The sequence below is a fragment of the Pseudomonas sp. Marseille-Q5117 genome, assembly GCF_946901175.1.
Lineage (GTDB): Bacteria > Pseudomonadota > Gammaproteobacteria > Pseudomonadales > Pseudomonadaceae > Aquipseudomonas > Aquipseudomonas iranensis.
On the sequence record NZ_CAMPPP010000009.1, the window covers coordinates 13,415 to 33,789 of the forward strand.

Consider the following 20,375-nt stretch of genomic DNA (forward strand, 5'->3'; position numbering starts at 1 on the left):
AAAGGTTTTATCGCATTTACGACAGGGCGACGAACGGCAACCGCTGGTCTGACAGGGTGTCGACAGAAGCCATTGCGCAAGGCCATGCTGATAACGAGTCAGCGCATCGGTCGCGCTGGTTGTCGATCAATTTGATGGAGGTGTTTCATGCCGGTTTCACATGATCTGTATCAGGACCTGGGCTGCAAAAAGGAAGAGATCGAGCAAAAACGCTCCGAGGATGCGAAGCTGGATTCGCTGCTCAACAAGTATTTCGACGTGGATAAAGCGGTCGTCGAGGCCGAGAACGCCCAGTCCGACGCCCCCACTGACGACGAGCTGAAAAAGCTCAAAGAGAAGCGTGTGATCGTCAAGGAACAGATCGTCGCCCAACTGGCCGGGCAGCCGCTGACCGGTCAGTAATTACCTGACCCGTGGTCGCCATCCGAAGGGAACGGCGATCACCCACGGCACCTCCAATGTGCAGAGTCTGCAAACCATCGACTCGTTGCGAGGTGCCTCATGAACGATCCGAAATTCCCCAGTGAAGAGCAGGGCGGCTTCGACCCGATTCCGACCCGCCCTGAACCCAACAGCCCGGCGCATACCACAGCGCATCCGGAAAAAACCGTGAAAGAACTGCCGGAGGATGAAGATCCGGAGAAGTTCGACCGGTCCAGCAACTGACAGACCGCCTTCGCGAGCAGGCTCGCTCCCACATTTGGAATTCGTTTCTCCTGTGGGAGCGAGCCTGCTCGCGAAGGTGCAAGTCCATTCCGCCGCAAATCGCGCAGGCTCACTTCAGCGCCGCATCCAACCCCATCCGCCCCATATGCCTCGCCTTCAACGAGCCGAAATACAACCACTGCCCATATTCGCGCACCGTGGTAATCGGCGAATAATTGCCATCGCTCGCGTCCTGCAGATTGGCAATCACCTTGCCGTCCAGATCCAGTCCCAGCACAAACCCACGCTTTTCGACAGGCTTGGGCAAAACCGTCAACGCCCGCACGATCATCTTGCGTACGAACGGGTGCTGCGCGGTGCCATCGAGTAACGCGTTGCGCGGCGCGTACAACGCTACCCAAAAGCGATTGCTGCCATTGAACGAGAGGTTGTCCGGAAGCCCCGGCAAGTTGTCGATGAACACATCATGGGTACCGGCCTTCGGCCCGCTCAGCCAGTAGCGGCTGATGCGATAAGCACCGGTTTCATTGACCAGCACATAGGCTTCGTCGGGGCCAAGGGTGACGCCGTTGGCGAACTGCAACTTGTCGAGCAAGACGCTGGTCTTGCCGCTCTGAAAGTCGTAACGCAGCAAACGGCCGTCGGCGCCGTGCTCGATGATCGCCTCACCGTCATGGCCATAGCCCCAGCGGCTCGAGGCATCGCTGAAGTAGGCGTAGTGGCCTGACTTGTCGACCGCCACATCATCGGTAAATCCAAATGGCACGCCGTTGGCCTCGGTGGTCAAGGGGATCACGCGGCCCTGCGCATCCAGCGACAACAAGCCTTTGACCGCATCTGCAATCACCAGCATGCCGTTCGGATGACGGGCCAGGCCCAAGGGACGGCCACCGGTGTCGGCGAGGACCTTGCGCTGCGTGCCGTCGAGGCTGCTGCGGATCAGCCGGCCGTCATGCAATCCGGTGATGAGGAATTCGTCTTCCAGCAGCAGCGCCTCAGGCCCTTCGATGTCGCTCGGCCCGACCTTCACCACAGCTTTGAGGCGCTGGTTGTCCGCGTAGATGCCGTCTTTCAACGAGGGCGCCGGTGGCGGCGTCCAGGCGACCGGTTCGACCTTGGTCGGCAGCAACAACAAGAAGGCGATGACCAGAACGATCAGCAGGCACAGCAGATAACGTAATTTCACGCGCTGGCCCTCGCCGCGCCGATGTACTGCGCGGTCGTGTCGCGCAGGGCAAGCATGGACGCGGCAGATTCGCGCTCGATGCGTCGCTTGAGTAACAGGCGATTGGCCAGACGCATGAGCAAACCGTCAAAGCGATATTCCAGCGTACGCACGAATCGCGTGCCACCAGCCTCCGCCGAGGACTCGTAAGTCAAACGCAGGGACAGGCCCTGATCACTTTGCGCGCGTGCGCACCAGCGCCGGCCCGGCAGATATTCAGTGACTTCCCAGCGCAAGTGACCGGCACGTCCGCCGGCATGGATATCCTCTTCGAAACGCGCACCGGCATGGAGTGGACCGTGCGGACCGTCAATCTTCAATGAGGAGGGATGCCAGTCCGGCCAGTGACTGACGCTGGCGGCATAGGCCAGCACAGCGACCGGCTCGCCGGCGATATCGATCTGGTGCTGCATGCGCGTCATGGGCATTTGCGAATTACTCAAAGGGGCGGGTTCCGGCTCGAGGTACAGCGTGCCGAACAGGTAGTCCATCAAGGGCAGAACGATGTTGAAATTGCGCTCCTGCATGCGCTCGCGGCGGTGATGCAGTTCATGCAGACGGCGCATCTGGCGGATCCATGGCAAGCGGGTCAACGGATTTTGCGGTGGCAGATGTTCACAGGCATGGAACACCTCATAGAGTAGATAACCGAGCACCATGCACCCGGCAAACAGCCCGGCGACATTGGCGTTGACCTGCGCGAGCAGCCACCACAGCGGCAGGGTGATCAATAGCGTATGAATGACGATTAGCCAGGCTGGAAACAGGATCACCCGCCAGTCCCGCGCGCTGTCGTAGGTCATGTGCCCGGGGGTGAAAAAACTGTGATGGTCGCCGGCATGCCGCGCGTAGAACATCTTTGCGAAAGCTTTTTTGTGATGGCCCAAATGGCGATGGACCATGTATACGCCGAAGTTGAACAACAACAGGCTCAGCGGCACCGTCAGCCATTCCAGCCAGCTCACTGAATGCACCGTGCGCCAGAACGCAGCGACGGCGAAAATGCCGAACAGCAGCACGAACGCGCCATGCAGCCATGGGTTGTACAAAGGATGAATGGCCGCCCGGTAGCGGCTGCGGAATGCCTCGGTGGTCTGCCTCAATGCGTTTCACCTGCGGGTATTGTTGTTATACCCGGCAGATTAGCCGATCCGCTGACTTGTGCAGCGCGAACCTTGCGGCCTTAAGCGCCATGCTCTGGACTGAGGCTGTCCGTCAGCTCAACGGATTCCAGCGCTGCGACCAGTCGTCATCGGTGCGGATCACTTCGCGCAACAGATCGAAGGCCTGCTGCAGCACTGCCGAGTCGCGATCACGGGAATACACCAGATAGGTCGGATAGCCGAATTCCGGCGCTTTGGTGACGGCTTCCAGGGCGCCGGTCTCTAGGTAAGTGCGCACAACGCGAGTGCGGAAATAGCCGCTGCCGCCATGTTCGAGGATGTATTGCAGGGCCAGCGGGCCAAGGTTGAAGCTCAGCGCGGCTTTGGCTTTTTCCGGCAGGGCGGCGTCGTGCTGACGGCGGAAATCCGGACCCCAATCGATGTAGACGTAAGGCTCCGGACGCTCGGGCGCGCGTACCAGAATCAGTTTTTCCTCCAGCACTTGCTCGACCTGCAGACCCGGCCAGTATTCCGGCTGATAAACCAGCGCGGCATCGAGCACACCGAGTTCGAGCTGACGCAGCAGATTTTCGCCATCGCGAATTTCCATGCGCAGTGCGTGGCCGGGGATTTTCTCGCGCAGTTCCGCCGCCCAACTGAGCATCAACGGGTTGCACAGGCTGACCTCGCCACCGATATGCAGAACGTTGTGATAACCCTCGGGCAGCGGCAAGTCGCGGCGCGCGGCTTCCCAGGTCTGCACCAGTTGATTAGCGTAGATCACGAACGCTTCGCCATTGGCCGTCAACTTCGCCCCGGCGCGATTGCGCACGAACAGCGTACTGCCCAACTGGCTTTCAAGCTTCTGCACCCGCGCGGTGATGGCGGTCTGCGTGACGAACAACTTCTGCGCGGCGGCGGCAAGGCTGCCATGACGGACGATTTCGAGGAAAGTGCGAGCGAGGTCGATGTCCATGGGGCAGGGCCGGTGACTGGAGGTGGAGCGCATTGTAAGTCAAAAGGCTCTCTCCCTAACCTGAAAGCAACAACGGATTGAACCGCTGAAAATTGCGTTTGAGTCCTACGGAAACAGGAGCGTTTTGATCAGATTTGGGGATATTTCTGACGACTTTTTCAGGTTGGTCGTCGGACGCCGGATCTATAGGATCAGTCCTGACATTGAAGTCATCGAGCGCACAGATCGCTCTGGACCCGGACAAAGGATGGACTATGCGAATCCCACTGATTGAAAGCGATACGCCTGCTTACTCGCCTCGCCATTACTGGCGCGACGACCGCGCCAGATGCCCCTCGGAGAACGTTGCCATGCCGAGCGCCAAAGTGCCCCGGCTCACGGGCCTGAAGAAGCTCGAGGGCAAACCTCTGGAGTTGCTGTTGCGTGGGCAGGATACCGGCGACGATCCGATGCTCATCCTGCGCTGCACAAGCGAAGGATTTGAGCTGCTTGATGTGGTGAACATGATCGCAACCTCCGAGCTGTACCAACAGGGAGAGATGGTCAAACGTATCACCGGCAAATCTGTGAGAACCGTGCGACGCCTGCTCAAGGAAGGCGCGTCGGTGCGCCTGGACACGCCGCAGAGCGTCATCGCCTACCAATATGCCGCTGCGCTGGAACTGGCCATCGAAGTATTCGGGCGTCAGGCCAAGGCCGAATCATGGCTGGAGCAACGCGCTACTTACTTCTACGGTTATGTGCCGCTCGATCTGGTGGGACATGCGCTGGGCTTCAGGATGGTGGAGGAGTATCTGAACCAGATCAAATACGGGGTTTATCAATGAATCCCTTGCCCTGGGATGATCGCTGGTACGCCTGGCGGCTGGATCGCGAGGTGTACAGCGAGACCTGGGACAGCGGCCTGGGGTCGAAACGGGACGGCGGCCGCTGGAATACGCCCGGCCGCAGAGTCGTTTATGCGTCGGTCGACCCCTCCACGGCGATACTGGAGGTGGCCGCCCATGGCAGCTTCGATGCGCTTGATCAGGAACCCTATGTGTTGACCTGTTTTGAAATCACTCACGACGCCAGCGTCAGAATCGTGCAACCGGAAGACGTGCCCAATCCGCATTGGCTCACCCCGATCAAAACCTCGCCCAACCAGCGAAAGTTTGCAGATGCACTGTTGGCTGAACATCCATTTGTTCTGGTGCCTTCGGTAGCCACCCGGCACTCGTGGAATTTGCTGGTGAGTTGCGATCTGGCGGAGGGGCAGTTCAGGATGGTTTCGCAAGAGCGGTTTGGGCTGGATACGCGGTTGTTGCAGGAGGGTTGATCGTATTTGTGTGGGCCTGCGAATCCGACACGACAATTTCCAGGTTCCGGGAGCGATCAAGGGCCGATGAGTCGCTGCCAGCTACATTCGCGGCGGCTCGCATTCTACGTCTGGATTCAGGCTTTCAACCAATATAAAGATCCGGTACATTTCGCGCCCACGCTTACTACAAGGAAGTTAAAGATGGCAAAGCCTGCCGCTCGACTCAGCGATCTTAATGCATGCCCGATCACAGGCCATGGCACCAATCCCGGTAACAGCGGTTCCGGTGATGTAAACATCAATGGAATGCCAGTTTTGCGTGTCGGAGACACCACAGCGTGCGGAGACACTGTCACCGAAGGCATCAGCAATATTTTGATCAATGGCAAGCCTATGCTTTCTTGGGCAGTGCGACGGCCCACGGAGGCATGATAATCACGGGCTCTGGCGACGTTTTTGTCGGCACCCAGGTCGGTTCCGCACCTTTCTCCCCGATTATCACTGTTCCTAAACACAGCGAGCGCTTCCAACTGGTTGATGAGGCCACTGGCGAAGCTATTCCCGACATGCTCTATTGCATCGAAACGGGTGACGGTCAGCGTCTCGTAGGCCATACCGATAGTCATGGTAACGCCGCGCGAGTGTTTACGGCCAACCCGACTTCGATAGTTGTGCAGTGGGGTAAGGAAGCTGCCGCCCATCTCGACGCGCTCGGCCTAGATTACTAAGGGAGGTGGCAGGTGGCAGCCCCCAAAAAGAATCAAGCTCGAACAAGCGATCAACATACAACGACCCAAGTGAAAGGTACGCTGGCACAGGATTACGTAACGGTTGTGGGTGCGTCTTACATGTCCCTTTATGAAAAGGTTCGTGGCCAGAAGGGCAACAAGATGCGCTTTATCAATCAGGGTATCCGCCAACTCACAAAGTATCCAACCGGCACTCCAAACTTCACGATCCAGCGTGTATTTCTGATTTTCAAAAATGACTATCCGGAGAACTTGCTGACGGCTTTGAAGGACGTTGTCGAAAATCAGCACGGGGCCCAGTACCGAGAGATGGACTCGATATCCGGTCTTGTGGATTTCATCGCAGCTCGGCAACGCCGCGGGCGCGAGATCAAACAGCTCGACTTTTTTTCCCATGGTGTGGTGGGCAGTATCGAGTTGGGCTACGAGCTGGATAAAAACGATAGCTACCGTCTGCGTGATGCACAGGCGAATATGTTCAAACCCGAAGCGTTTGCCTATGGTGCGAAAATTCACTCCTACGCTTGTCGCACAGGTTTGGGTATCGATGCCGACTTCAAGGTCAATGAAACAGAAGATCCTCATTACGAGCGCAGCCTGGCGCAGATTCTTGCTAATGCTACCCGGACCACCGTGTGGGCATTTCCAAGACGCAGCAACTACGACACAACTTATGGTACTGCCGCGGAACGGGGATCTGTGCCGGGCATTCGTGAAAGAGAAGCAGCTGATGGGCGAGCTATGCGGAATTATTTGAGTCGAAAAACCGCTTATGAACGAAAGCTGATCGAACATCGCAAGACCCTCAAAGACCCAACGGCGCAACTACCTGATGAACTGGCGCCGCAGGCGCCAACGCCAACAGTCTCTGAAGAAGAGCGCAATTTGCTGGCGCACGATGACAGCCGAGCATTGTATGAACGGAAGATTGGATTTCCGCTGGATGCCTTAGGCGCACATCGTGAGGTTCGATCAGGTGATACACCGGACGGCGTACCCAAACACCTGCTTGCCTATAAACCGCTATGACGCTCCTGAAGTTTATAGGCAAACGTCACGTCTTCTGTGTCTTGTTGATTGCTGCCAGCTTTGCAGGACTATTTATTTACGCCAAGGAAGCCCAGATGCCAGCCAAAGCAATAATGTATTACGGCCCGTGGAGTCCGGAAGAAAACCGTTTCGATGCCAGCCGGTGGTTCAGTTCAGGTATGTATCGCCCGCGTCTCATGGGTACTCCGCCTGAAGAGAGCCCAGTGACCATGCTGCGCAATAAGCCTGAAAGTTTGCGACATATTGAGAATGATGTTCTCTTGACCGAAGCGTTATTCGCTGTAGGGCGACAGTTTCCGAAGTTGGATACCGAAGACCTCATTCTGAATACGCCGGACCTGCATCGCCAGATACGGTATGCCTATAGTTCATTTGCCGAGCCTGACAAGCCCGTGGATTCCTATTGGCTTTTCATTACGTTTGCAAACAAGACCGTGGTCGTTACGATCGATTGGGACGTGACAGAAAAGAAACTCTTGCCCCGCTCGATGGCTTCGAATCTGATCGAAAAAAGTGATGAAGAGGCGGCATACCTTCAGGTAAAAAAAGAGCTTGATGGGACGGCTTCAGCCAAGCGTTAACTCACGTTGCCATGACTTCAATGGTTGAAACGACAAATCCCGCCAATAAGCGGGATCTGTGTTTTACCAAGAAGCTTCTTACGAAGGGAACAGCTCGGACAGTTTCATCGACAGCATCATGTCGCCTTCAACGCGCAGCTTGCCGCCCATGAAGGCCTGCATGCCGTCGGTTTCGCCGCTGACGATGTCTTTCAGGGTCTGGCTGTCCAGCACCAGCGTGCAGTTGGCGTCCGGGTTTTCGCCTTCCTGGATGTCGCAGGTGCCGTCTTTGACGATCAGGGCGTATTGCTTGTCTTCGTCGGTGATGTTGAAACCGAAGACCAGGTCCAGACCGGCAGCGGCGGCTGGGTTGAACTTGGCTTGCATTGCTTTTACGGCATCAGCTACGGAGGTCATGGTTCGATCCTTTCTTGGTCATGGGAGCTGGGTGGTTACAGCCAGGGTCACAGTAAGCCGGACTCAGCGAAAAGTGATGAGTTCCGGGGCCTTCAGCAGTTGCAGGTGTGCGTGACTGTTGAAGGAAGCCAGAGCCACCTCGCGACCACGAAACTTCAATTGGTTGAGCGAGGTGTTGACGATTTGCCAGTTCAATTCAAAGGCCTGTCTGGCAGGCATTTGCGTAATCAGGTGGAGCAGGGCAGTGATGGTGCCGCCGGAGGTAAACACGGCGATTTTCTGGTTCTTTTCCGCCAGGTCGAGGATGCGGTGCAGCCCGGCCTGAACCCGTTCGACGAAACCCAGCCAGCTTTCCAGTCCGGGTGTGTCGTAGGTGCCGGCAAGCCAGCGCTCGACGATCAGGGCGAAGATGCGCTGGAATTCACCGCGGTTCTGCGCGGCGTTACGCAGGATGTCGAGGGCTTCCGGCTCTTCCGGCAGCATGGCCGGGAGCAGAGCGCGGATCACCGCATCGGCATCGAATTCGTTGAAGGCGGAATCGGTTTCGAGGACTGGAACCGGCAAGCCTCTGGCGCTGAATTGCTCCAGTGCACTGGTGGCCGTGTGCTGTTGGCGACGCAGGTCACCGGCAAGGCAACGATCGAAGCTGATACCGAGGTCGGCGAGGTGCTGGCCGAGGATTTCTGCCTGACGCACACCGGTCGGCGACAGCACGTCGTAATCGTCTGCACCAAAGGAGGCCTGGCCATGTCGTATCAAGTAGATGCTGCCCACGTCCGCGTCGTCCCGGTACGTTGAAGGTCAGGCGAGGTTATGAGGATGGCGTAAGGCTGTCAATGAAAAAACATACGCTTGTTTGAAATGCCCGTTACAGGCGTGTTGCCGGAGGTTTCACGGCTGGCCGACGAGCCGGCGCATGGGTATGCTGGAGCCATTCCGCGTGTAATACACCGTCACGCATTGCTTTGAGGAGTCTCTGTGGATTTTTTCACCGAATACGCCAGCTTCCTGGCCAAGACCGTCACGCTGGTGATCGCCATTCTGGTGGTGCTTGCCAGTTTTGCTGCATTGCGCAGCAAGGGCCGACGCAAATCGGCGGGCCAGTTGCAGGTCAGCAAGCTCAACGATTTCTACAAGGGGCTTCGTGAACGCCTGGAGCAGACCCTGCTCGACAAGGATCAGCTCAAGGCATTGCGCAAGGGCGAAGCGAAAACGGAAAAAAGCGCGAAGAAGCAAAAGAACAAGCCTGAGACCAAATCCCGGGTATTCGTGCTCGACTTCGATGGCGATATCAAGGCTTCCGCCACGGAAAGCCTGCGCCACGAGATCACCGCGCTGCTGACCCTGGCCACACCGAAAGACGAAGTGGTTCTGCGTCTGGAAAGTGGCGGCGGCATGGTGCACAGCTACGGTCTGGCGTCGTCGCAGCTGGCTCGAATCCGTGACGCCGGCGTGCCACTGACCGTGTGCATCGATAAAGTTGCGGCCAGCGGCGGTTACATGATGGCGTGCATCGGCGACAAGATCATCAGCGCTCCGTTCGCCATCCTCGGTTCGATCGGCGTGGTCGCGCAATTGCCCAACGTCAATCGCCTTTTGAAGAAGCATGACATCGACTTTGAAGTGCTGACCGCCGGTGAGTACAAGCGCACTCTAACCGTGTTCGGCGAAAACACCGAGAAGGGTCGCGAAAAATTCCAGGAAGACCTCGACATCACCCATCGCTTGTTCAAAAACTTCGTTGCCCGTTATCGCCCGCAACTGGCGATCGATGAGGTGGCTACCGGTGAGGTGTGGCTCGGTATCGCTGCGCTGGAAAACCAACTGGTGGATGAGCTCAAGACCAGCGATGAATACCTGGCACAGAAGGCCAAACAGGCCGAGGTCTATCACCTGCACTATGCCGAGCGCAAAAGCCTGCAGGAACGCATCGGCATGGCCGCCAGCGGTTCGGTGGACCGCGTGCTGTTGAGCTGGTGGAGCCGTCTTACCCAGCAACGCTTCTGGTAAACCGCAGGCATAAAAAAACGCCGGTCACATGACCGGCGTTTTTGTGTCTGCAACAAACGTCCGACGCTTAGCGGCGACGGAACAGCGGCAGTGGTTCGTCAGCGGCAGCCTGGTAAGTCACCGAGAAGTCCTTGAGGCCTTCCAGTGCTTCGTACGGGTCTTTGTCCGCGCGAATGGCGAAGGCGTCGAAACCGCAGCGATGCATGTAGAACAATTGGTCCCGCAGTACATCGCCAATCGCACGCAGCTCGCCTTTGAAACCATAACGGTCACGCAGCAGGCGGGCATTGGAGTAGTTACGGCCGTCGGTAAACGCCGGGAAGTTCAAGGCGATCACCTGAAACTTGGCGACGTCCCCACCGATTTCCTCGGCCTCTTCATCAGCATCCAGCCACACACCCAGACCACCGTCGCGGGCCAGGAGCATGCGGCTGTGTTCGCGCCACAGCTGCAGCGGCACGATCAGATCGTCGCAGTTGCTGATTTCATCGATGTTGAAATCCTTCGGCAACAGGTGCCAGGTTTCGTCGACGACTTCGTTGTTCTTAATGATTCGCTGCATAGACGCGTTCCTTGAAGAGGTCGATGCCAATACGCTGATAAGTGTCGATGAAGCGCTCGTCTTCGGTGCGTTGTTCAACGTACACATCGATCAGCTTCGAGATCACGTCAGGCATGGCTTCCTGTGCGAAGGACGGGCCGAGGATCTTGCCCAGGCTCGCATCACGGCTGGCGCTGCCACCGAGGGAGACCTGATAGAACTCTTCGCCTTTCTTGTCCACGCCGAGGATGCCGATATGGCCGACGTGGTGGTGACCACAGGCGTTCATGCACCCGGAGATGTTCAGGTCCAGTTCGCCGATGTCGAACAGGTAGTCCAGATCATCGAAGCGACGCTGGATCGATTCGGCAATCGGGATCGACTTGGCGTTGGCCAGCGAGCAGAAGTCACCGCCCGGGCAACAGATGATGTCGGTCAGCAGGCCGATGTTCGGCGTGGCAAAACCGCCTTCACGCAACTCGCCCCACAGGGTGAACAACTGGCTCTGCTCAACATCGGCAAGAATGATGTTCTGCTCGTGGGAGGTGCGCAGTTGACCGAAACTGTAGCGCTCGGCCAGATCGGCGACGGCGTCGAGTTGCTTGTCGGTGATGTCGCCAGGGGCAACACCGGTCGGCTTCAACGACAGCGTCACAGCAACATAGCCCGGCTTCTTGTGCGCCAGGGTGTTGCGGCTGCGCCAGCGAGCGAAACCCGGATGTTCTTTATCCAGATCGGCCAGTTGTGCGGTCTGGTTGTCGAGGGTCTTGTAGTCCGGATCAACGAAGTGCTTGGCAACCCGATGCAGTTCGGCCTCGGTCAGCGTGGTCTGGCCACCGCGCAGGTGCTCCATTTCCGCATCGACTTTCTGCGCGAACACTTCAGGCGTGAGCGCCTTGACGAGGATCTTGATCCGCGCCTTGTATTTGTTGTCACGACGGCCGTAGCGGTTGTACACACGCAGAATGGCGTCGAGGTAGCTCAACAGGTCCTGCCATGGCAGGAATTCGTTGATGAATGCGCCTACCACCGGCGTACGCCCGAGGCCGCCGCCGACCAGCACGCGGAAGCCCAGCTCGCCAGCGGCGTTGTAGACCGGTTCCAGACCGATGTCGTGAACTTCAATGGCTGCGCGGTCGCTGGTCGAGCCATTCACGGCGATCTTGAACTTGCGCGGCAGGTAAGCGAATTCCGGGTGGAACGTTGTCCACTGACGGACGATTTCGCACCATGGCCGTGGATCGATCACTTCATCGGCGGCGACGCCGGCAAACTGGTCGGTGGTGACGTTGCGCAGGCAGTTGCCGCTGGTCTGGATCGCGTGCATCTGCACGGTCGCAAGTTCGGCGAGGATGTCCGGGATGTCTTCCACCGCAGGCCAGTTGAACTGCACGTTCTGCCGCGTACTGATGTGGGCGTAGCCCTTGTCGTAGTCACGGGCGATTTTGGCCATCATGCGCACCTGGCGCGAAGTCAGTTGGCCGTAAGGCACCGCCACGCGCAACATCGGCGCGAAGCGCTGGATGTACAGGCCATTTTGCAGGCGCAGGGGGCGGAATTCTTCTTCGCTCAGCTCACCTGCCAGATAGCGTCGGGTCTGATCACGGAACTGCTTGACGCGGTCCTCGATGATCCGCTGATCGTACTCGTCGTATACGTACATATAAGTCCTGTTCTCAGGCTTGGGCTACTCGGAAAACGCTGCGTTTTCGCTTGCTGGAGTCCGATGTTGCCTCTGCAATTCTGCGCGCACGGCCGCGCACTCCGTCACGGAGCCGGGGCAATATACCCGTTTGCAGTTATGCGCAAAAGTGATGTTTGAGTATATGTAAAGAACCAAATCGCCTAACGCCAAAGCCGGTCATCTAATCCACATTTGTCGTGCGGACAATCATCGTCTTAACTGTGATCGAGTCTTTGTGCAATCACCGATAAAACCGACAAGAGGCGATGCAATGAGCAACCCGACCAAAGCCAGGAAAAGCGACAGTAGCGTCGACGCGTGGGCCATTTTGTTCCTGATCATTCTTGTAGTGGGGACGGCGGTCTTCTGGGTCAGTCATCAGTAAAAAAATCCGGGCCCGTTCCCGGCCCGGATTACTGTGCCGCCAGATTATGCCGGGTTATCTGACCGGCGATGTCAAACGCCGGCGAAATGCAGCACCAGCTTGACGATGGCAAACAGCGTCAGGCCAAACACTGCCGTGAACAAGACACCCAGGATCACGAAGTGACTGGGTTTGCCGTGGGTGAAGTCTCTTTCCCGGTTCTTGCCGCTTTGCACCCCGAACGCAGCAGCCATGACGCTGTGCAGCATCTGCCAGAAGCTCGGCGGTTTGTTGTCGACTGGATTGTCCATAAATCCCTCTGCGAAAAAGCGTACACCAACAGCATAGCCAAACAGCGTTCGAGTGCCCTCTGCGCAGGCACGGATACCTCGTTACAACTCCTGTCGGAAGCGATAACCATGTACCGCCGAAGGGGTCGTTGCAGATGATCTGCTGTCGCTCTATTTGAAGGAGCGATGTATGTCACCCGATCCCGTTGTCCGGCGCGTCCCCGAAAATCCTGCGAAACCTTCAGCTACAGACAGTCTTCACGGACCCTATCTGGAGGCTGCAGTACCACAGTGGCTGATCGACACTTCTGCCCGAAGAAGGGCTGAATTCAAACAGGCCAAGGCGAAGATGCCGACAGGGTACAAGCAGGCAACCCTACAACAACGCAAGAACCTGGATCGTGTCTTCCAGGACAGCCTCAGGGCGCAAACCGAGCTGGATAACGCGATGTCTGCCTTCAAGGATATCGATGACTTTGCGCGGCCACTGCTGGTGAGAGCGTTGAAGCATCATTTCAAGGTGGAGGTTGATGTCGACAAAACCCTGCTGTGTCTCAGGCGTCCTCTGGCGCTGGGCATATTCGAAATAGAAGTTGGTACGTTCGAGGTCTTGAAGTTACCGATGCTGCAAGCAGCGTTGCATAACTTCGAGATCCGGGAGTGCTTGCCGGGTGCGTATCACCAAAGCTCCGGGTTCATGCAGCTGACCACCAAACCCGACACGTACGAGTTGATCACGTTGAACATGACGGTCATGCAGTTTCTCAGCCTGTGCCGTTATCTGGACATCGGAAGCCACTACCAGACGTATTTGAAGACATTCTTCCATCCGACGGATCAGCAAGCGGAAACGAAATTGCGTCAACTGTTCGTTGCCAGTCAAAAGGCTGCCATGCGTGCGGCTGCCGAGTACGCTTTGCTGGCGAAGGACATTCGGCCAGAAGACCACGCCATGATCCTCTCAGTGATCAATGGCGAAATATATCCAAAAATCGACGGCAAACGAGTCTGGTTCCGTGACCTGAGTCTGATGCGTCACAGAACAGTGGGTTGTGTAGCGTTCTCCATCGCCGACAAGCTTCGGGGAGCCGATGCCGTGATTTTGTATGTGCCCAACGATCCCGTATGTGCTCTGAAGCGCTACACGGATAAAAGAGACATCGCCGCGTTCGAACAGCGGTTCGTTCATCGTGACCTGCAACACAAGCAAAGCGCTGATCCGACCCCTTACCAGCGTTTTTTCAGTCAGTTCATGCCTTATGACAAATATTCTTATTACTTGAGCCAATTTGTCCGCATATCCCCGGATTCTCCGCCTGACCTGCTGTCGTCACCCTGGATCAAGGTGCTCATCCTGGTACAGGGTTTAGGCCCTTTGATCGAGATCCGCGAGACGCCCCCCGTGCGTCCCTTGATGGAACCCGAGCCTGAACCCTACGTTGCCCTCTCCGCCATCCCTCGCAAGGACGAAGGCCCTTGGTCAAACAATACCGACCTGTGGACCTATCTCTACGAACAACATCGCGACAAGGTATTTACGGACGCGCGCAGCCATGCGGTTGCGACCCGTGACGTCGATATCAGAGTTCGCGATGCGAAACTGGCCGCGCTGCTGCAAATGGGCTTTTTTGCGGTGAACATGGCTTCGATGTTCGTGCCGGTGCTGGGCGAAGTCATGATGGCGGTGATGGCAGGCCAGTTGTTGTACGAAACGATCGAAGGGGTGGATGAGTGGAATGAAGGAGACCGACACGCTGCCAAAGAGCACTTGGTGGATGTCGCCGAGAACCTTGTACAGATCGGCGTCATGTCGGCAGCAGGAGCAGCGTTCAGCCGGTTTACGGCCGTCAGGCCGAATCCAGTTATCGAGGATCTCCAGCCCGTGGCCTTGCCCAATGGTCAAACCCGGCTGTGGAAACCCGACTTCAGCGGCTACGAACAGGATGTCTCGCTGAGCGGTGCACCGGGGCCGGATGCGCAGGGCCAGTACCAGATCGACGGCAAAACCTGGATCCGTCAGGGCGGCCAGGTTTATCAAGTGATTGTTGACGAGTCGACCGCGCAATGGCGGCTCAAGCATCCACGCGATCCCGACGCTTACCAGCCCGAGCTCCACCATAACCGCCATGGGGCCTGGCGCCTGGCGCTGGAGCAGCCGATGACCTGGGATCGTCTCAAACTGTTGCGGCGCCTTGGGCATATGGCAGACGGTTTCTCTGATGAAACATTGCTGATGCTGGCCGATATCAGCGGCGTCAGTGACAACGCCTTGCGCAAAATGCACATGGATCATTTGCCGCCCCCGCCCGCATTGCGCGACGCCATGCTCTTGTTCGAGGCGGATACCGGTGCCCGACAGATCATCGAGCAATTGCGCGGTGCTCGACCGATTGATGAGCGCTACTTCCACGCACTGCCGCTGATTACCGAATTGCCACGCTGGCCGCGAGGTCGGGTACTGGAAGTTTTCGCCGGTCCGCAGGAGGCTGCGCATTCGATGCAATATGGTCTGGAAAATCTTTTGCCAGGAGTGGCCCGCAAACCCGTGATCAGGATCAGCCGTGATCAGGTGTTGAACGGCGAAATGCCGGCGCGGATTCTGGCGGCGCTCGATGAGAACGAAATCATCCAGCTGCTTGGCAGCAGAGGCGCGCAATTGCGGCCAGCAAGGCCGGATGAATTCCTGCTGCGTCTTGCCGAGTACGCCTATGTCCGTCAGCCAGCGATTTTTGACAGCCTTTTCATAGGCACTGAGCCGGTGAATCCGCGCGTGCGTATTCTGCAGCGTGAGTGCCCCGGTCTCGGCCCGGCAGCGGCTCGAGACGTGCTTGAGCATGCAACGGTGGCGGAGCTGGGCCGGATGGATGCGACTGGACGTTCTCCTCTCAAATTGCTTGAAGAGGCCCGCTGGCATGTTCGCCAAGGCCGTCAGACCCGAGCCTTCGCCGGACTGCACAGTGAAAACCTGGCCTCGGCGGCCAGTCGGCGGCTGGCATTGTTCGCGTTGGAGCAATTACCGGAATGGTCGCCTGCGCTGCGTCTGGAAATTCGTTACGAAAGCACCGCTGGCGCCTTGCTCGACAGCATCGGCGAGCCGACCGCCCCGGTTAAACGTTACCTGGTCAAGAACGGGCCTTTTTACCAGGCGTTCAATGAGCGCGGGCAAGTGCTCAACAGGGTGTCTAGGGTGGAGGACAGCTTTTATCGTTCGCTCATGTATGCCTTGCCCGACGACCTGCGTGCCAGGCTGGGCTTATACGAGGGCAGCAAGGGAAGTGAACTGCAACAGCGGATCATCGAATCAGCCCATATTCATCGGCTTGAAGCTGCGCGAATACTGGCGCCGCACGCCAAATGGTTCAAGCCGCCGGCGCGTATCGGCGCAAGATTGAGGGGCTATTACGCGAGTGGACGCGGTACGGGTTTCAATCAGCCCATCGAGGCGAAAGTAGCACATTTGTACCCGGAGCGGCGGCAGGCTCAAGCGTTTTTGGCTCGGCAGCGCGGCCGCAGCGACGCGCAAATCCACGCCGAACTGCAGGCGCGTCGGCAGGACTGGGAAAGCCTCAATGCCACGCTTGATCAATGGCAGGCAGGCCCGACGGACAGCCAGTCCGCCCCGTCCCGCGCGCATTTGGCGCAGGCATTGCGGGGTGCCTGGCGCGATGCACCCTTGGCCGGGCACGTTGCCGATGTAGCGCGGCTGTCCCTGGTTTGCGACACGCCGCTGCCCGCGCTGACCACGCGATTTAGCCATATACGCGAACTGTCAGTCACGGGAATCGGCGTCACGGACGCCAATGCTGATGGCTTCCTGACGGCTTTCCCGAACGTCACCGATCTGTCGATTGGCGAGCCGGGACCACGTTATGACCGCCGTTCCATCGCCCGGCCGCTGACGACGCTGCCAGACGCGATCGGCCGCTTGCCGGGCCTGACCCGGCTGCGATTCTCCACCGACGCGCCTTTTTTGGCGCAAACACTTGGGCCAAGGCTCAGGGCGCTGACGGCACTGGAAACGCTGCGCATCGACTATTCGGGAACCGACGCAACTACGCTGCACAGTCTCGACCTGACGCCAATGACACATTTGCGCACCTTGCGCATCAACGCTCCTCGCGCCCTGTGGCAATGGCCTGCCTATGTCGAACGGCTGCCGCGGCTTGGTCGGCTCGACCTGACAGACACGCTGATCGAAACCTTGCCCGAGTCGCTTTATCACGGGCACGAGCAACTCTGGGCCGGGCTGTCGCTGGATTGGTCGCGGGTCACACCCGCAACATTCAGGCGCGCTTATGATTATGTCAGCCATTATTCCGGCCCCTTTGGCCATTTGCTCGACGTGCACCAGATGGTCAGGGAATTCTGCCGCGCCGAACTGGACACCATGGCTGTCAGGCCGGGTGTTAGCGATCCTTTGCCGGACGCCTTTTATGCGGTCTGGGCGACGCCCGAGGCGCGAGTTGAGGCTATCGGGCAACTGCGGGGAGAATATGAAGAAATATTTGCGCAGTTCTTTGTGCCGGCGCTGCGCCATGGAACTCGCTACGCAGCCCCCCGGCGTCGCTGGTCCACGGGGCGCAATGCCGAGGTGTTGAACGCGTTGAAAACCAGTTGGCACGGCACGGTTCGCCAGCGCTATGGTTTGCCCGCCAACGTGGCGACGCTGGAGCTGCCCGCGCCGCGATCGAGCCTCGCCTTGCTGCCCGCCGCCGAGATGATCACCGAGCTGCCGCCGCTGCCAGTCGCCAGCTTTGCGCACGTGCGCACACTGCGCCTGAGTTGGCTGGATGTGCCGGTGGAACAGGCTCGCGGCTTCTTTCGCGCGTTCAGTGAGGTTGAAACCCTCGAAATCAATGGCACTACGTTTGCTGAATTGCCCTTTGCGCCGCAAGAGCTGCCAGCGTTGACGCATCTTGATGTATCGCGCAACAGGATTGCGATGACGCCGGCTGTGCAACAGCAGCTCAGTGCATTGCAGCGTCTGCAGCGATTGAATCTGAGTCACAACCCGCTCCACAACGTCGACGTCAGCGCTTTGAGTCGCTTGCGCGCCCTGAACCTGCGGTCAACCGAGTTGCAAACGTGGCCCGGTGGCGCCGAACAGTTGCCGCGTTTGAACTGGCTCGATTTACGCGACAACCGCATCGCATCACTGCCGCAACTCGTGCTCACACGTGACGATGTGCTGATGCGAAGCAATCTGACGGGCAACTTCTTCAGCCCTGACGGCGAAGCACATTTTCACGCGGCGCTGCAGGTTATCGAGCAGCGAAGGGGATTGCGGCAGGGCACGTTGGTTCGCTTCGCAGCCGAACCGGTGCCGGAGCATTTTCCTCCCGCGCAAAGCGCCTGGTCATTGGTCGACCTGCTGTTGCCGCTGCCAGAGCCCGTGACCGTGTTGCCTGGCGAAAGTGGGGCTTCGGCACAGGTGCAGCGTCTGAGCGCGATACTGCGGCGATCGCGTGCTGAGCGTGGCGTGCAGAATCTGCGGGCCATGGGATGGACCGATGCGAGAATCGAAGCGCAGATAACTGCCTGGCAACAGTCCTGTGACGACTTGGTCCGCCAGATGAATGACTGGTTGTTCATTCGCGAGATACGCACCGAGAGGCTGCAGATCAATGCGCAAAATCGTTCGGTTGCGGCGCGCAGAATCCTAGAGGCATGGCTTGAAGGACTTGCCGCAAACGCCGGCAGATCCGGCCTGGAACTGGAGTTTCAAGGGCTGCAGACCGGTGACTTACCGGCGTTGGCCGAGCAGCTTCCGGCCGTGACCACGCTGGATCTGAGCATGGTGGGCATTACCACGCAGGGTTCCAACGGTTTTCTGGATGCCTTTGCCAATCTCGATACTTTGTCTATCAGCGGCAATCAATTGGCGTCGTTGCCCGGCCCGGTTTTGCGCATGCGTCATCTGCAGCGCCTGGACATGCAGTATTGCGACCTCCACAGCGCAACGAGCCTGTACCCATTGCTCACCCGCGCGCGTCTGCGCAGCCTTGATCTCGGGTACAACGAAATTCGAGCCTTCAACCCGCCGGACTTTGGCGTCCTCGAGACTCTGGACTTGCGTTACAACCGCCTGACCGAATGGCCTGCCGGTGTGTGGCAGACGCCGCAGCTGCGCAGCTTGAACCTGAGCGGCAACGAGATCGAGAGCATCCCGGTTGATCTGTTCAATGGCGCTCACGAGCCCTTGGTCCAGGGGACTGATTTGTCCGAGAATCAGCGCTTGTCCCTGCCTGCCTTGCAGGACCTGCGCCGCTACGCCCGTGAGCACTCAACCACTCACGCGCTGGGGGTATCACGCAGAACCATCGATACCATGATCGATGCTCAGGTCCTGGGTGACCCCCGAATGGGAACCGAGCCCACCGACGCGCCGGGCGCCACTGGGACGAATGCCGTCGCTTACGACCCTTATGCGGCAGTGGAACCCGTGGAAGATGTTTTTGACACGGCTGCAGACGTAGCGGCGAGATCACGGGATCCCTGGCTGACGGGCAGCAGTCCGGCACTGGCCGCGCAAAGAAGATCAGTCTGGGCGCAGCTGGCTCTGGAACCCGATCATGAGCGTTTTTTTCAGTTGCTGCGGCTGTTGCGTGACACACCGGACTTTCAGTTGGTACCGGCGGATCTCACCCGAAGAATGTGGGATGTCATGGGGGCCGCCAGCGAAAATACCGAGTTGCGCCAGTTGTTGTTTCATAACGCCGAAACCCATGGCACTTGTCCAGACGGGAGGATCCTGACGTTCAGTGATCTCGAAGTTCGCGTGTGGGTATATCGCACCTTGCATGATATTCCGTTGAACCGAATGGCGCTCAGAGGCCAGGCACTGGTGCGCCTGTCCCGGCAGTTGTTTCGCCTGGACAGAATTGAGGTCATTGCCGAAGCTGCGGGGCAGGGCATGGACCGCGCAGAGGTACGCCTGAAATATCGCATCAGGCTGACCCGTGGCTGGGGGGACGGTATTGATTTGCCCGGCCAACCGGCCTACATGTTGTACGACGCAGAGCTGAGCGACGAACTTCTGTTGCACATCCGTGCTTCGATTCTGGAGGCAGAGCAAACTGAGGCATTTGCGGCAAGCATGGTCGAGCGCGATTACTGGATTGCTTATCTGCAAGACCGCTTTCCACAAGAGATGCTCGCGATCGATGCCGATGTCGATGAGCAGCGTCAGCAGCTTTGGGCCACGCTGGATGACCGGCTCGCGCGGGGTGAAATAAATGCGCAACAGTATGATCTGGAACTGATAAATCTGGGCAAGACCATGGACGCGCTACGTCGGCAGAAGTGGATGGACATAACGCGCCGGGAGATCATCGATCTGCAAAGTTATGCCGGTGAGTCCGAGGAGCCCGGTCGCCTGTCGCCGAAGCCGGGGCCGTCGAGGCGTCCGTAAAGGGAATTGAGGCACAGTGACGAGCCGGG

18 protein-coding genes are annotated in these 20,375 nt (G+C 58.2%); 10 read left to right on the forward strand and 8 right to left on the reverse strand.

Annotation, left to right across the window (positions count from 1 at the left end; translation table 11 throughout):
- The first annotated feature begins 147 nt into the window (after positions 1 to 147).
- Both OC605_RS15615 and OC605_RS15620 read left to right on the forward strand, forming a co-directional pair.
- Entirely contained in the window at positions 148 to 402 is a 255-nt protein-coding gene (locus OC605_RS15615) for a DUF465 domain-containing protein (RefSeq protein ID WP_130909934.1), read from the forward strand.
- A 99-nt stretch (positions 403 to 501) separates the two neighbouring features.
- Complete coding sequence (locus tag OC605_RS15620) at positions 502 to 666, forward strand: hypothetical protein (RefSeq protein ID WP_165368399.1); 165 nt, start codon at positions 502 to 504, stop codon at positions 664 to 666.
- A 109-nt stretch (positions 667 to 775) separates the two neighbouring features.
- On the opposite strand, the gene OC605_RS15625 is transcribed toward OC605_RS15620, so the two are convergent.
- From OC605_RS15625 to OC605_RS15635, 3 genes are all read right to left on the reverse strand, one after another.
- Entirely contained in the window at positions 776 to 1,852 is a 1,077-nt protein-coding gene (locus OC605_RS15625) for an SMP-30/gluconolactonase/LRE family protein (protein ID WP_262138021.1), read from the reverse strand.
- Positions 1,849 to 2,994 carry a sterol desaturase/SRPBCC family protein gene (locus OC605_RS15630; RefSeq protein ID WP_130899971.1) on the reverse strand — a complete coding sequence of 382 codons (1,146 nt, stop codon included), beginning with the start codon at positions 2,992 to 2,994 and terminating at the stop codon, positions 1,849 to 1,851. The genes OC605_RS15625 and OC605_RS15630 overlap by 4 nt, the downstream gene beginning before the upstream one ends.
- Before the next feature lie 112 nt (positions 2,995 to 3,106).
- Positions 3,107 to 3,970 carry a LysR family transcriptional regulator gene (locus OC605_RS15635; protein ID WP_024012724.1) on the reverse strand — a complete coding sequence of 288 codons (864 nt, stop codon included), beginning with the start codon at positions 3,968 to 3,970 and terminating at the stop codon, positions 3,107 to 3,109.
- Between the two features lie 254 nt (positions 3,971 to 4,224).
- Between OC605_RS15635 and OC605_RS15640 the strand changes: the two genes are divergently transcribed.
- From OC605_RS15640 to OC605_RS15665, 6 genes are all read left to right on the forward strand, one after another.
- Complete coding sequence (locus OC605_RS15640) at positions 4,225 to 4,797, forward strand: antitoxin Xre/MbcA/ParS toxin-binding domain-containing protein (protein WP_410056004.1); 573 nt, start codon at positions 4,225 to 4,227, stop codon at positions 4,795 to 4,797.
- Positions 4,794 to 5,288 (forward strand): RES family NAD+ phosphorylase, encoded by a 495-nt coding sequence (locus OC605_RS15645; protein ID WP_016774476.1) that lies wholly within the window; start codon positions 4,794 to 4,796, stop codon positions 5,286 to 5,288. The genes OC605_RS15640 and OC605_RS15645 overlap by 4 nt, the downstream gene beginning before the upstream one ends.
- Positions 5,289 to 5,471: 183 nt before the next feature.
- Positions 5,472 to 5,702, forward strand: coding sequence for a PAAR domain-containing protein (locus OC605_RS15650; protein ID WP_241663605.1), 231 nt, complete (start codon positions 5,472 to 5,474; stop codon positions 5,700 to 5,702).
- Entirely contained in the window at positions 5,699 to 5,998 is a 300-nt protein-coding gene (locus OC605_RS15655) for a hypothetical protein (protein ID WP_240996755.1), read from the forward strand. Before OC605_RS15650 ends, OC605_RS15655 begins: the two co-directional genes overlap by 4 nt.
- Positions 5,999 to 6,010: 12 nt before the next feature.
- Positions 6,011 to 7,048 (forward strand): hypothetical protein, encoded by a 1,038-nt coding sequence (locus OC605_RS15660; RefSeq protein ID WP_133338146.1) that lies wholly within the window; start codon positions 6,011 to 6,013, stop codon positions 7,046 to 7,048.
- Positions 7,049 to 7,143: 95 nt separating this feature from the next.
- Positions 7,144 to 7,650: a hypothetical protein gene (locus OC605_RS15665; RefSeq protein WP_133338144.1), complete on the forward strand. Its 507-nt coding sequence runs from the start codon at positions 7,144 to 7,146 to the stop codon at positions 7,648 to 7,650.
- Between the two features lie 78 nt (positions 7,651 to 7,728).
- Here OC605_RS15665 and OC605_RS15670 read toward each other — a convergent pair whose 3' ends face one another.
- The gene (locus OC605_RS15670; RefSeq protein ID WP_016774477.1) at positions 7,729 to 8,046 is read right to left on the reverse strand and encodes an SCP2 sterol-binding domain-containing protein; all 318 of its coding nucleotides are present in this window, start codon (positions 8,044 to 8,046) and stop codon (positions 7,729 to 7,731) included.
- A gap of 63 nt (positions 8,047 to 8,109) precedes the next feature.
- Entirely contained in the window at positions 8,110 to 8,820 is a 711-nt protein-coding gene (locus OC605_RS15675; protein ID WP_016774478.1) for a histidine phosphatase family protein, read from the reverse strand.
- Between the two features lie 204 nt (positions 8,821 to 9,024).
- Between OC605_RS15675 and sohB the strand changes: the two genes are divergently transcribed.
- Positions 9,025 to 10,056, forward strand: coding sequence for a protease SohB (sohB, locus tag OC605_RS15680; RefSeq protein ID WP_016774479.1), 1,032 nt, complete (start codon positions 9,025 to 9,027; stop codon positions 10,054 to 10,056).
- Between the two features lie 67 nt (positions 10,057 to 10,123).
- On the opposite strand, the gene OC605_RS15685 is transcribed toward sohB, so the two are convergent.
- From OC605_RS15685 to OC605_RS15695, 3 genes are all read right to left on the reverse strand, one after another.
- Complete coding sequence (locus tag OC605_RS15685) at positions 10,124 to 10,618, reverse strand: DUF934 domain-containing protein (protein ID WP_186567191.1); 495 nt, start codon at positions 10,616 to 10,618, stop codon at positions 10,124 to 10,126.
- The gene (locus OC605_RS15690) at positions 10,602 to 12,260 is read right to left on the reverse strand and encodes a nitrite/sulfite reductase (RefSeq protein WP_071172068.1); all 1,659 of its coding nucleotides are present in this window, start codon (positions 12,258 to 12,260) and stop codon (positions 10,602 to 10,604) included. Before OC605_RS15690 ends, OC605_RS15685 begins: the two co-directional genes overlap by 17 nt.
- A gap of 477 nt (positions 12,261 to 12,737) precedes the next feature.
- Positions 12,738 to 12,956, reverse strand: coding sequence for a DUF2970 domain-containing protein (locus OC605_RS15695; protein ID WP_262138031.1), 219 nt, complete (start codon positions 12,954 to 12,956; stop codon positions 12,738 to 12,740).
- 169 nt (positions 12,957 to 13,125) lie between these two features.
- On the opposite strand from OC605_RS15695, the gene OC605_RS15700 reads away from it, so the two are divergent.
- Positions 13,126 to 20,346 (forward strand): NEL-type E3 ubiquitin ligase domain-containing protein, encoded by a 7,221-nt coding sequence (locus tag OC605_RS15700; RefSeq protein WP_262138033.1) that lies wholly within the window; start codon positions 13,126 to 13,128, stop codon positions 20,344 to 20,346.
- The last annotated feature ends 29 nt before the right edge of the window (positions 20,347 to 20,375 follow it).